The sequence below is a fragment of the Actinomadura sp. NPDC049382 genome (assembly GCF_040677125.1).
GTDB lineage: Bacteria > Actinomycetota > Actinomycetes > Streptosporangiales > Streptosporangiaceae > Spirillospora > Spirillospora geliboluensis.
Genome location: NZ_JBFARO010000003.1, coordinates 203,024 through 215,257, shown reverse-complemented (window position 1 = coordinate 215,257; position 12,234 = coordinate 203,024). Strand labels below are relative to the sequence as shown.

The following is a 12,234-nucleotide window of genomic DNA, read 5'->3' as shown; positions in this document are numbered from 1 at the left end:
CGACGCCTACGTCGGCGGTCTCGTGGAGGGGGCCGAGGCCGGAGGTGGGCCGGCCTCGGCGGGGTGGGTTGGGGTGGGTCAGATTTCCAGGGCGCCTTGGGGGTGGCCGTGGGCGCGGCCGCAGGCGGTCAGGGCGAGGACGCCGTGGCCCTCGACGCGGGTGTGCGGGCCGAGTGCCTCCGGGTTCACCGACAGCTGCTCGGCGATCGTGGTGGCGTCGGCGGTCTCAAGGTCTTCGGGGAGGTCGTCGTCCCCGAACTCTTCGAGGTCCGGGAGGTGGTGGCCCTCCTCGGCGGCCAGGGAGCCGAACTGCTCCTCCGGCTCCTCGGAGTCGTAGTAGCGGACGATCTCGCCCTTCTCGGCGATGCACCAGGACGTCCATCCGTCGCCGCCGCTCACGCCGTACCAGTGGACGGTGCCGAAGTGGTCGCTCAGGCTCCGGCAGCGGGCGAGGACGATGTCGCGGAAGGCTTCGTCGTCCTCGTCCTCGTTCCCGTCGTCGCCCAGGCCGCTGATCAGGTGGGCGTCTTCAGAGTGATGGCCGAAGACCAGCGTCCAGCCGTCGAAGGCCGGGGAGACGTACACGCGGGAGCAGCCGCCATGCTCGGCGTCCGCGTGGGTGTCGTTGGTCCATGCCGACTGGCCGAGCCGCATCGTCACCGGTTCGGGGTCGCTGAGGCCGAACGCCTCCAGGACGGCCTTCTGGTCGGTCGTCGGGACGGCGTACCAGGCGCCGCAGAGGTGCATGGGTTCCGGCGTCTCGTTCGCGAGCTTGATGCGAATCAGGCGCCGGATGAGGTCCTGGTCGCGGTCCTCCATGGCGGACGGTCCGGCAATGGCGGCGATGGCCTGTAGGGCGGGCACGCGGCGGCGGCCTGCGGTGCTGGAGCGACGGACATCCCTGAGCAGGGGCAGCACCTCGGGGCCGATTCCCTGGAGGGCCCAGATGATGCGCTGCCGGACGTCGGCGTCGGGGTCGTCCAAGAGGGCGATCAAGTCGGGGGCATAAGGAAGAGCAGCCTCGCCCTTCAACTGCAGCGTGTACGCGACGTCCGCGCGGACGGTCGGGCTCGGGTGCCGCAGACCGGGGACCAGCGCCGACAGGTCGTCGAGCTTCAGGCCGCAGAGCGCCCAGCCGCAGCGGCGGGCGACCTCGGTGGTGGGGGCCGCCGCTATCGCTTCGAGCAGCGGGTCCAGGGAAGGACGCCCGATATTGCGCAGCACGGTTGCGCTGGTGCTCCACTCGACCGGTGAGTCCTCGTCGCAGAGGACGTCCAGGACGGGGCGCACGGCCGGGGCGCCGAGCTGGACCAAGGCATCGCTCGCGGACTTGTGGTCCGGTCCGGCCAGTCGCTCTATAAGAGCCTGTATCTCCACGGACAGGATGATTGCATCAGTCAGTGACTTTCAGGATTCCGTGGGCGCCGGATTCGCCGTGTCGCATGTCGTGGTCGACGAAGGGATAGTGGCCCGCTTCGGGGACGACGGTTTCGACGAAGCCGCCCTGGCCGGGGGCCAGGTCGAGGATCTGCGCGCCGCCCGGGTCGCCCTTGCGCAGCAGGTAGGCGCCCTCCTTGTAGAGGGTGTCGAACTGGGCGCCGACGATGTGGAATGCGGTGCTGGAGGAGGGTCCGGCGTCCACCACCCAGACGCGGACGCGGTCACCGGTGCGGGCGGTGAGCGGGGCGTGGTCGTAGCCGGCGGCGGTGCCGTTGAACATCCACGCGTCCGGGCGGCCGTCGCGCATCTTGCCCACCTGCGCCTCCGAGCCGGGCGTGCCGAGGTACAGCTCGCCTTGGACCAGGACGTACTCGCGGTCGGCGCGCGGGAGGTTCGGTGGGTCGATGACGACGGCGCCGTACATGCCGTTGGCGATGTGCTGCAGCATCGGCATCGTCGAGCAGTGATACAGCCACGCCCCGGCATGCTCAGCGGTGAACCGGTACGTCAGCCGCTCCCCCGGCTGGATCGTCCGCATGGGTACGTCCGGGGCCAGGCTGCCGGCGTGGAAGTCGATCCCATGACCCATGGTCGTGTCGTTGACCAGGGTGATCACGAACACGTCCCCGACCCTGCCGCGCAGCACCGGGCCGGGGACGCTGCCGCCGAACGTCCACATCGTCTGCCGGACGCCTGGCGCCACCTCCAACTCCCGGTCGGTGGCACGCAACTCCACCCGATGCTCCTTCGCCCCAGGGGCGGGCTTGAGGGAGGCGTCATAGGGCTTCCAGCCCGCCGACGGACGGGCCGACAGATCGAGCTGGCCGATGCCCATCGCCTGGTGATCCATCGACGGCGCCGCCGATGGATCATGCCCCGCATGCGCGCCGGTCGTCTTGATCTGCATCGTCATCCCGGCAGCACGATGTCCCGGGACAGTGCACCAGCCGTCCACGGCCCCCTTCAACGGCGGCACGGTCAGCGTCGCCGACTCTCCCTGATCCAACATTGGCGTCGCCTGACCCGACGCCAAACGCAGGTCGTGCTGCATCGCATCCTTGTTGGTCACGCGCAACACCAACCGCGTCCCGGGCGCGGCCTCGATCGTCCCCGGCCGGATCCGCATGTTCGCCAACGTCACGTCCACCACACGCGTCCCCGACGCGGCCACGGTCCCGGGAGACGAATCGCTGCTGCCCGCCGCCACCCCCACAGCCAGGGCCGAAAGGACAACCCCGGCAGTAATGCCCGCGACGACCGGTGACGGCCGGTGCGAGCGGAGAATGGTCGCCACCGCCAGCAGGACGAACGCAGCAAGCGCGGCCAGGACGACGATCCAGCCACCCCGGTTCGCCCATGCCGGCACCGGGAGGACGAGCAGCGGCACCGCGACGTTGATCGCCGCCACCCGGACGATCCAGAAGCGCTCGATGAGCCCGGCGTTCGCCTTCAGCGCCGCCGGGCCGCCGCCCAGCACGACCGGGAGCAGGAAGGTCAGCGCGCCCAGGAGCGTCTGCCCCACGAAGCCGACCAGCACGAGCGGGAGCAGCCCCGAGAGGCTCTGCCGGGATGCGTCCGCCAGCAGTGTCACGGCGAACCAGAGTGTTCCGGCGGCGAGCATCCAGGACGCGGGCGTGTGCGGGCGCCGCTGCAGGAGTGTCCGGACGAACGGGACGAGGGCGAGCGCCGCAGCACCCGCGTAGACCACGAGTCCGGCGACGACGATCCAGCGCAGTTCGGCGAGCAGGCCGCCCACCGCGATCCCCAGACCCGGCACGGCGACGCGCAGCGACCAGCGTGCGATGCGGCCCGTGCCGTCCACCATCCGGGTGCGGAGGACGGTCGGCCACAGCGTGAACAGCGTGCCGAGCACCGCGAGCCCGACCCAGCCGAGGATGTTGACGTGGGCGTGCGCCTCGCGCATCGGCGCGTGCCACTGCGACGGGACGCGGCCGGACGCCATCAGTCCGCCCAGCGTCCCGCCCACGATCAGGGCCGCGCCGGCCCACAGGTACCAGCCGACGACGTGCGCAAACCGCCCGCCCAGGGCGCTTCGGCCGCGCAGGGCCAGCACGCTGATGTGCGCCGCGACCACGCCCACGACCGCGACCGCGCCACCGACCGCCACCCACGGGAAGCCTTCGGAGACCCCGTACAGCACCGCGACGATCCCCGCGTTCAGCGCGGCGAGCCGCGTCACCGGCCACCAGTCGGGCGGTGCCGGGACGCGCAGCAGCGCCGACGCGAAGTGCTCCGTCCACGTCACGATGGCGTTGGTCACCGCGCCGAGCAGGAACAGGTGGATGAGCAGCCAGCGCGGCGCGGGCAGCTCGTGCCGGACGAGCGCGGCGGCGACGGTCAGCGCCAGCCAGACGAGCACGACCCCGTTGGCGGCGGCGTGCCAGGTCGCACGCGGGCGGCGCGGCGTCGGGGGCGGCGGGCCCACCTTGGGGCGGATGCCGATGGACGTCATGACCGTTCCCTTTCGACCGGCCGCGGCGCGGCCCCTCCCGCAGGCCGCGGCGCGGCCCCTCCCGCAGGCTGCTGCCTGACGCCTCCCACCAGCCGCGACGCGGCCGCCGCGCACGCGCCGAAGAGCAGCAGCGACACCTCGCCGAGCACTCCCCCGGCCGTCCGCGCCACGGAAGAGCCCGCCAGGTCGCCACCCACGCGCAGCAGCAGCGAAGCGTGCAGCAGGACCAGCGGCGCGTACAGGACGGGGTGGTACGGCAGCCGGATCCGCAGCACGGCGGGCAGGATCACCGGCGCGTGCCCGAACACCATCGACATCACGAAGCCGAGGAACACCGCGTGCAGGGCGGCGTCGTAGGCGCCGCCGCCGGGACGTCCGGCGATGAGCCAGATGGTGCCGGCGGCGGCGAGCCAGGCGTACCCGGCGAGGAGGCAGGCGGCGGCGAAGCGGGGCAGGCCGGTCCCCCGGACGGTGCGGCGGGCGATGTCGTGGACGGCGAGCCAGCCCGCGAGGGCGGCCATGCCGAGGCCGGTGAGGCGCCAGCCCGGTTCGGCCCACCACACGGAGACGGCGGCGCCCGCGCCGATCAGCGCGGCGGTGGCGACGAGGCCGTCGGAGGCGCGGCGGCCGAGGAACGCGACGCGGGCGAGTTCGAGGCGCTCGCCCGCGATCGTGAGGACGAGGAACGCGGCGAGCCACGGGACGATGTCGCCGACGCCGCGGCCGCCGATCCACAGCAGCCCGGCGGCGTACCAGGCGACGGCGCCGGCGGTCTGGACGGCGAGGTCCCGCCCGGTTCGGCGGCCGAGGACGGCGATGTAGACCGCGACGAGCCAGCCGCCGGCGGCGGTGAGGAGCACGCGTCCGGGGGCGGCGAACCCGGCGGCGGTGGTGAGGGCGCCGAGGCCGGCGAGGGCGGGCGACGCGTAAGCCCAGGGGCGGCCGAGGGCGACGGCGCGTTCGAGGGAGATCAGCGTGCCGAGGAAGCCGAGCGCCATCAGCGGGCCGTGCTGCTGCGCGAACGCGGTGCGCGGCAGCGGGACGTCGACGTCCAGCAGGGTGAGGGCGCCCCACAGCCCGGCGATGAGGGAGAGCAGCGCGCCGGCGAGCAGCGGTAGCCGGCGCGCCGCGAGGCGGGGTGCGGCCCGGGGGCTTCGGCCGTGTACCCCGGCTCCCTGATTCTCCATGGCAGCTATTATAAATACAAGCAGCGTTGTGAAAAATACGCCGGCATCGAGGAGTGCGCATGACCACATCGACCGCGAGCCCGCAGCAGGAGACGGTGCGGGCCATCCTGGACCACCACGAGCGGCTCGGCCGGACCCTGGCCGACCACGCGCTCACCATCGCCCGCGCCGTCGACCAGCTCGTCGCCCCCTACGAGCGGCGCGACACGCTCGTCGCGTTCCTGAAGGAGGAGATCGTCCCGCACGCCGAGGCCGAGGAGGCGACGCTCTACAAGGCGGCGGAGGAGGTGCCGGAGGCCCGGCTGCTGCTGCGGGCCATGCTGCGCGAGCACGCCGTCCTGCGGGACCGCGTCGCGGCGCTGGAGGCGGCCCGCACGCCCGCGGAGGCGGTCGGCGCCGCGGCGGCCGTCAACGCCCTGTTCCAGTCGCACCTGGAGAAGGAGAACGAACTCATCCTGCCCGCGCTCGTGGACGCCGGTGTGAAGCTCGACACGCTCCTCGACGGCATGCACGAGATCCTCGGCAAGGACGAGGGGTCCCACGGCGGCGACCACCACTGCACCTGCGGCGGCCACGACGACCCGGGCACGCCGGGCGCGACCGCCGAGGTCGCCGACGGCGAGCTGGACGTGCGGACGCTCGTCCCCGCGCAGCGCCACCAGCAGATCTTCGCCGCGTTCGGCGGGCTCACCGCCGGGACGGCGTTCGTCCTCGTCAACGACCACGACCCGAAGCCGCTGTACTACCAGTTCGCCGCCGAGCACCCCGGCGAGTTCACCTGGGACTACGAGGAGTCGGGTCCCGAGGTGTGGAAGGTCCGCATCGGCCGTCCCTGACCTCGGGCGAGAGCACGCCTGACGGCCGCGGCGCGGCGGCCGTCAGGCGTTTCGCACGTTCGCGAACCCCGTCAGCACGTTCGCGAAGCCCGTCTGGACGTTCGCGAAGCCCGTCAGGACGGGTCGTAGGCGAGGTTCGGGGCGAGCCAGCGCTCGACCTCGGCGACCGGGAGGCCGCAGCGGACGGCGTAGTCCTCGATCTGGTCCTTGCCGACGCGGCCGACCGTGAAGTACCGGGACTCCGGGTGCGCGAAGATCAGGCCGCTGACGCTGGCGGCGGGCGCCATCGCGAACGACTCGGTGAGCTTCATGCCGAGGCGGCCGGCGTCCAGCAGGTCGAACAGCTGCTGCTTCAGGCTGTGGTCGGGGCTCGCCGGGTAGCCGAGCGCGGGGCGGATGCCGCGGAACCGCTCGGCGTGCAGGTCGGCCAGGTCGGGCTCGGCGCCGGGCTCGAACCAGGCGCGGCGGGCCTCCAGGTGGACGTACTCGGCGAACGCCTCGGCGAGCCGGTCGGCGAGGGCCTTGACCATGATGGCCTTGTAGTCGTCGTTCTGCTCCTCGAACTTCGCGGCGAGGTCCTCGGCGCCGAGGATCGTCACGGCGAAGCCGCCGAGGTGGTCGCCGGCGGGGGCGATGTAGTCGGCGAGGCAGCGGTTCGGGCGGCCCTCCGGCTTGGACGTCTGCTGCCGCAGCATCGGGAAGCGCGGCCCGCCCTCCAGGATGATGTCGTCGCCCTCGGAGTGCGCCGGCCAGAACCCGTACGCGCCGGACGCCTCGAACGCGCCGTCCGCGATGATCTGGTCGAGCAGCTGGTTGCCCTCGTCGAACAGCTCGCGCGCGACGGGCTGGTCGAGGATCGCCGGGTACTTGCCCTTCAGCTCCCAGGCCAGGAAGAAGAACTGCCAGTCGATCATCTCGCGGATCGCGGTGAGGTCGGGCTGGACGATCCGGACGCCGGTGAAGTCGGGCGTCGGCAGGTCGGAGAAGTCGACCTTCTCCCGGTTCTCCCGGGCCCGCTCGATGGTGAGCATGGGCCGGCGCTGCTTCTTCTCGTGCTGCTCGCGCAGCCGCGCCTGCTCCTCGCGGTTCGCGGCGTCGAGCGCGGCGGCGCGGTCCTCGTCGAGGAGGTCGGAGACGACGCCGACGACGCGGGAGGCGTCCAGTACGTGCACGGTCGTCGACGCGTAGGCGGGCGCGATCTTCACGGCGGTGTGCTGGCGGGACGTGGTGGCGCCGCCGATCAGCAGCGGCAGCCGCATGCCGCGCCGCTCCATCTCGGCGGCGACGGAGACCATCTCGTCCAGCGACGGGGTGATCAGCCCGGACAGCCCGACCGCGTCGGCGTTCTCCGCGATCGCGGTGTCGAGGATCTTGGCGGCGGGGACCATCACGCCGAGGTCGACGACGTCGTAGTTGTTGCAGCCGAGCACGACGCCGACGATGTTCTTGCCGATGTCGTGGACGTCGCCCTTCACCGTCGCGAGGACGATCTTGCCCTGGCCGCGGTCCTGCTGGACGCGCCCGGCGGCGAGCGCCTCCTCCTTCTCCTTCTCCATGAAGGGCTCCAGGTAGGCGACGGAGCGCTTCATGGCGCGCGCGCTCTTCACCACCTGCGGCAGGAACATCTTCCCGGACCCGAACAGGTCGCCGACGATCTTCATGCCGTCCATCAGCGGGCCCTCGATGACGTCGAGCGGACGGGCGGCCTGCTGCCGGGCCTCCTCGGTGTCCTCCTCGATGAAGTCGACGATGCCGTGCACGAGGGCGTGCGAGAGGCGCTGCGCGACCGGCGCGTCCCGCCAGGACAGGTCGACCTCGCGGACGGTGCCCTTGCCCTTGACGGTCTCGGCGAACGCCACGAGCCGGTCGGTGGCGTCGGGACGGCGGTCGAACAGCACGTCCTCGACGAGTTCGAGCAGTTCGGCGGGGATGTCCTCGTAGACGGCGAGCTGCCCGGCGTTCACGATGCCCATGTCGAGCCCGGCGCGCACGGCGTGCAGCAGGAACGCCGAGTGCATCGCCTCGCGGACGACCTCGTTGCCGCGGAACGAGAACGACAGGTTCGAGATGCCGCCGCTGGTGCGGGCGCCGGGGCAGCGCTCCTTGATGCGGGGCAGCGCGTCGATGAACGCCTTCGCGTAGCCGTTGTGCTCCTCGATGCCGGTCGCGACGGCGAGGACGTTCGGGTCGAAGATGATGTCCTCGGCGGGGAACCCGATCTTCTGCGTGAGCAGGTCGTAGGCGCGCGCGCAGATCTCGACCTTGCGGTCGGCGGTGTCGGCCTGGCCGGTCTCGTCGAACGCCATGACGACGACGCCCGCGCCGAAGTCGCGGATGCGGCGGGCCTGCGCGAGGAACGGCTCCTCGCCCTCTTTCAGGGAGATCGAGTTGACGACCCCCTTGCCCTGGACGGTCTTGAGCCCGGCCTCCAGCACGCTCCACCGGGAGCTGTCGACCATGATCGGGATGCGGGCCACCTCGGGCTCGGTCGCGATCAGGTTGAGGAACGTCGTCATCTCCCGCTCGCTGTCGAGCAGGTCGGCGTCCATGTTGACGTCGAGGAGGTTCGCGCCGCCGCGGACCTGCTCCAGCGCCACGTCGACCGCGGCCTGGTGGTCGCCCGCCTCGATGAGCTTGCGGAACCGCTTGGAGCCGGTGACGTTCGTCCGCTCGCCGATCATGATGAAGCCGGTGTCGGCGCCGATCTCGAACGGCTCCAGGCCGCTGAACCGGCTGGCCTTCGCCGGCTTGGCCACCTCGCGCGGCGCGAGGCCGCGCACCGCCTCGGCGATCTTCGCGATGTGCGCGGGGCCCGTCCCGCAGCAGCCGCCGACCAGGTTGACCAGGCCGGACTCGGCGAAGTCGCGCAGCAGGGCGCCGGTCTCCTCGGGCGTCTGGTCGTAGCCGCCGAACGCGTTCGGCAGGCCCGCGTTCGGGTGGCTGGCGACGTAGGTGCCGGCGATCCGCGCCAGCTCCTCCACGTGCGGGCGCATCTCCGCGGCGCCGAGGGAGCAGTTCACCCCGACGGCGAGCGGGTCGGCGTGCTCGATCGACCGCCAGAACGCCTCGACGGTCTGCCCGGACAGCGTCCGGCCGCTCAGGTCGACGATCGTCACCGAGATCCACAGCGGCAGCTCGGGGGCGACCTCGCGGGCCGCGGCGATCGCGGCCTTCGCGTTCAGCGTGTCGAAGATCGTCTCGATCAGCAGCAGGTCGACGCCGCCCTCGGCGAGCCCGGCGATCTGCTGCGCGTAGGACTCCTTGACCTGGTCGAACGTGACGGTGCGGTAGGCCGGGTCCTCGACGCGGGGCGACAGCGACAGGGTCACGTTGAGCGGGCCGACCGACCCGGCGACGAACCGGCCGCCGAACTCGTCGGCCGCCTGCCGGGCGAGCCGGGCGCCCTGCACGTTCATCTCGTGCACCAGCGACTCCAGGCCGTAGTCGGCCTGGGCGATGCGGGTCGCGGTGAAGGTGTTCGTCGTGGTGATGTCGGCGCCGGCGCCGAGGTACTGCCGGTGGACGTCCAGGATCACGTCCGGCCTGGTCAGGTTGAGCAGGTCGGGGTCGCCGGTGACGTCCTTGGCGTGGTCGCCGCCGACGCGGTCGCCGCGGTAGTCCTCGGGCTTCAGCCCCGCGCCCTGGAGCATCGTGCCCCAGGCGCCGTCGAGCACCGCGATCCGCTCGTCCAGAAGCTCGCGCAGATTCGTGTGGGTCATAGGTTTTCGAGCACCTCCCAGCTCATGTGGGAGGCGCCCTTGCGGAAGTCGGTGTGCCGGGCCCGAGCGTGGCGGGCTGACGCCCGTTGCAGCGCCTCTCGGACCCGTTCCGAGGTTACCTTCCCGAGATCCGGTGTGTCAGTCGCGTCCCACGATGCGGGCACGATGAGGTGATGCGCGCGCGACCGATCTCACCGTCACGGGTGGTCACCGAACTCTCCGAGCGGATCGCCGCCGCCGGGCGCGGTTCACGGCTCCGGGTCGCGGTCGACGGCGCGCCACCTGCGGCTCCGTGGGATCTCGCCGACGCGCTCGCCGCGCCGCTGCGCGCGCTCGGGCGGGACGTGGTCCGGGTGTCGGCGCGCGGCTTCCTGCGCCCCGCGTCGCTGCGCTACGAGTTCGGGCGGGACGACCCCGACGCCTTCTACGACGAGTGGCTCGATGTGAACGGGCTGGTCCGGGAGGTGCTGGCGCCGCTGGAGCCGGGCGGGACGGGGCGGGTGCTGCCGAGCCTGTGGGACGCCGAGCGCGACCGGGCGACCCGGGCCCGGTACGTGGACGTCCAGCCCGGCGGGGTGTGCCTGCTGGACGGATCGCTGCTGCTCGGCCGGGGCCTGCCGCTGGAACTGACCGTCCATCTGACGCTGTCGGCCGGGGCTCTCGCGCGCCGCACGCCGGATGACCGGATGTGGACGCTGCCCGCCTACGCGCGCTACGACGCGGAGGTGGACCCGGTGCGCACCGCGGACGTCGTCCTGAAGGTGGACGACCCCGAGCACCCGGCGCTGATCACCGCCGCCTAGGCCGCTCCGGGGCGCCATTCCTCCTGGTAGGCGGGGTGCGTGGCGTACGGGAGGGCCAGCAGGCGCAGCACCGATTCGCGGACGGCCTGCGCCGCCTCCGACTCGGACGTGCGATGGCCCTGCCCCAGGATCCAGGCGTTCTTCTCGTAGTCGTCGACGATCCGGCGCCTGGCGGCGACCTCGGCGAGCGTCCGGGCCGGGTGGTGGCGGGCGATGTGCTCGGCGTAGGCGTCGTTCTCGGCCTTGGCGACGAAGGCGGGGGCGTCCGCGTCGGTGTCGACGGTCCCGGAGGGCGTGGCCTTCCAGGGGGCGGACGCGCAGTCGCGGGCGATCTGCTCGTCCCGGGCCAGCCGGGCGCGGAGGAACTCCACCAAGTCCATGGGGCCATCCTGCCCTCTGCGAGGACGGGACGGCCCCATGGAGTTCAAGTGATCGGAATCAGGCGGCGCAGTTGCCGGTGACGGGCTTGCCCGCGAACCGGTCGGACAGGAACGCCATCGCGTCGGGCTCGCTCCAGAGCATGCCGGTCGCGTGCTCGGCGAACGTGTAGGTCTTCCAGGTCAGGTTCGCGCCCTTCGCGCACCACGCCTTGTGCAGGGTGTCGGCCTGCGCGAACGGGATGATCTCGTCGTAGACGGCCTGTGTCTGGAACACCGGGACGGACGGGGCGGTGGAGCCGAGCTTGTTCTCGTCCAGCCGCTGCCGCCACTCGGGCGTGGCCAGCGGGTCGCTGGTGGTGTAGTCGCTGATCTTCTTGAACAGCGTCCCGGCGAGGGTGCCGATGCCGTCGACGCTGACCAGGCAGAGGCTCTCGGCCTTCTTCAGCAGCTCGCGGCCGGCGTCGTTGAGGTACTTCTCCAGGTCCAGCTCGGGGTAGGCGGTGTCGTAGCCGACCGCCGCCATGAACATCAGGCCGACGAACGGGGAGCCGTCCAGGCCCTTGGCGACCGCCAGCAGGTCGGCGGGGACGCCGCCCGCGAACGCGCCCTTGATGTCCAGCTCAGGCGCGTAGCTGTCGGCCAGCTGCGCCGCCCAGCCCGAGGACGTCCCGCCCTGCGAGTAGCCCCACAGGCCGACCGGCGAGCCGCCGAGGCCGGCGTCCGGGAGGCGCTGCGCGGCCCGCGCCATGTTCAGCACGGCCTTGCCCTGGGAGCCGCCCACCTCGTAGGTGTGCTGGCCGGGCGTGCCGAGGCCCTCCATGTCGGTGACGGCGACGGCCCAGCCGCGGCTGAGCGCGTCCGCGACGAAGAACATCTCGTAGTCCATGCCCTGGGTGAGGGTGTAGGACGGGGCGCACGCGTCGCCGAGGCCGCGCGTCCCGACGGCGTAGGAGACGAGCGGGCGCTTGCCCGGGCCCGTCCACGCCTTGGTCGGGACGAGCACCATCCCGGACACGGCGGTCGGCGCGCCCTGCACGGTCTCCGACCGGTACAGGACCTGCCACGACGTGACGCCCTCGTACGGCGAACGGCCGATCGGGTCCATGCTGAACACTGCGGGGCGCGACCTGATGACGTCGCCGGGAGCGCCCGCCGGGAGCGGTGGGGGCGGCGTGTAGAACGGATCCTCGGCCGGGGGGCTGGTGTCCTGCGGTGCTGCGGCGGCGGTGCCCTGCAGGGCGGTCGCCGCCATGGCGAGCCCGACGCAGGACGCCGCCACGGTGCGCAGCACCCGGCGGACGGTGATGGACATGGCGGGCAACCCTTCGTCTTCGCCTGCCGTCGGCGTGACGGCCACCCGACCGTAACGTAATTGGACACTTACTCCAATGAAGCC

General features: G+C 72.3%; 8 protein-coding genes and 1 riboswitch. Of the genes, 2 read left to right on the top strand and 6 right to left on the bottom strand.

The features are described from left to right. Positions 1 to 78: 78 nt before the first annotated feature. From AB0K34_RS03510 to AB0K34_RS03500, 3 genes are read right to left on the bottom strand one after another with little or no spacing between them, the layout of a single operon-like run. Positions 79 to 1,377: a HEAT repeat domain-containing protein gene (locus AB0K34_RS03510; protein WP_364545034.1), complete on the bottom strand. Its 1,299-nt coding sequence runs from the start codon at positions 1,375 to 1,377 to the stop codon at positions 79 to 81. A gap of 16 nt (positions 1,378 to 1,393) precedes the next feature. Further along, a complete protein-coding gene (locus AB0K34_RS03505; RefSeq protein ID WP_364545031.1) occupies positions 1,394 to 3,913 on the bottom strand; it encodes a multicopper oxidase domain-containing protein in 2,520 nt (839 codons plus the stop codon). Further along, positions 3,910 to 5,100 carry a hypothetical protein gene (locus AB0K34_RS03500; RefSeq protein WP_364545028.1) on the bottom strand — a complete coding sequence of 397 codons (1,191 nt, stop codon included), beginning with the start codon at positions 5,098 to 5,100 and terminating at the stop codon, positions 3,910 to 3,912. The genes AB0K34_RS03505 and AB0K34_RS03500 overlap by 4 nt, the downstream gene beginning before the upstream one ends. Positions 5,101 to 5,159: 59 nt before the next feature. Here AB0K34_RS03500 and AB0K34_RS03495 point away from each other — a divergent pair, with 59 nt between their 5' ends. Beyond that, positions 5,160 to 5,936 (top strand): DUF2249 domain-containing protein, encoded by a 777-nt coding sequence (locus tag AB0K34_RS03495; protein ID WP_138640416.1) that lies wholly within the window; start codon positions 5,160 to 5,162, stop codon positions 5,934 to 5,936. 113 nt (positions 5,937 to 6,049) lie between these two features. Here AB0K34_RS03495 and metH read toward each other — a convergent pair whose 3' ends face one another. Beyond that, positions 6,050 to 9,655, bottom strand: coding sequence for a methionine synthase (gene metH / locus AB0K34_RS03490; protein WP_364545025.1), 3,606 nt, complete (start codon positions 9,653 to 9,655; stop codon positions 6,050 to 6,052). Between the two features lie 24 nt (positions 9,656 to 9,679). After that, positions 9,680 to 9,761: riboswitch (S-adenosyl-L-homocysteine riboswitch) on the bottom strand. Positions 9,762 to 9,828: 67 nt separating this feature from the next. Here metH and AB0K34_RS03485 point away from each other — a divergent pair. Next, positions 9,829 to 10,458 carry a uridine kinase gene (locus tag AB0K34_RS03485; protein ID WP_364545022.1) on the top strand — a complete coding sequence of 210 codons (630 nt, stop codon included), beginning with the start codon at positions 9,829 to 9,831 and terminating at the stop codon, positions 10,456 to 10,458. On the opposite strand, the gene AB0K34_RS03480 is transcribed toward AB0K34_RS03485, so the two are convergent. Both AB0K34_RS03480 and AB0K34_RS03475 read right to left on the bottom strand, forming a co-directional pair. Further along, on the bottom strand, positions 10,455 to 10,838 hold the full coding sequence (locus AB0K34_RS03480) for a DUF6221 family protein (protein ID WP_364545020.1): 384 nt from the start codon (positions 10,836 to 10,838) through the stop codon (positions 10,455 to 10,457). The two genes, AB0K34_RS03485 and AB0K34_RS03480, sit on opposite strands and share 4 nt — an antisense overlap. A gap of 58 nt (positions 10,839 to 10,896) precedes the next feature. Beyond that, a complete protein-coding gene (locus AB0K34_RS03475) occupies positions 10,897 to 12,150 on the bottom strand; it encodes a lipase family protein (RefSeq protein WP_364545017.1) in 1,254 nt (417 codons plus the stop codon). Positions 12,151 to 12,234: the final 84 nt, after the last annotated feature.

Bases quoted from the DNA above. Each gene is read 5' to 3' on its own strand.
- metH (WP_364545025.1), bottom strand. From the start codon at position 9,655: ATGACCCACACGAATCTGCGCGAGCTTCTGGACGAGCGGATCGCGGTG.
- AB0K34_RS03485 (WP_364545022.1), top strand. From the start codon at position 9,829: ATGCGCGCGCGACCGATCTCACCGTCACGGGTGGTCACCGAACTCTCC.
- AB0K34_RS03500 (WP_364545028.1), bottom strand. From the start codon at position 5,100: ATGGAGAATCAGGGAGCCGGGGTACACGGCCGAAGCCCCCGGGCCGCA.
- AB0K34_RS03480 (WP_364545020.1), bottom strand. From the start codon at position 10,838: ATGGACTTGGTGGAGTTCCTCCGCGCCCGGCTGGCCCGGGACGAGCAG.
- AB0K34_RS03475 (WP_364545017.1), bottom strand. From the start codon at position 12,150: ATGTCCATCACCGTCCGCCGGGTGCTGCGCACCGTGGCGGCGTCCTGC.
- AB0K34_RS03495 (WP_138640416.1), top strand. From the start codon at position 5,160: ATGACCACATCGACCGCGAGCCCGCAGCAGGAGACGGTGCGGGCCATC.
- AB0K34_RS03505 (WP_364545031.1), bottom strand. From the start codon at position 3,913: ATGACGTCCATCGGCATCCGCCCCAAGGTGGGCCCGCCGCCCCCGACG.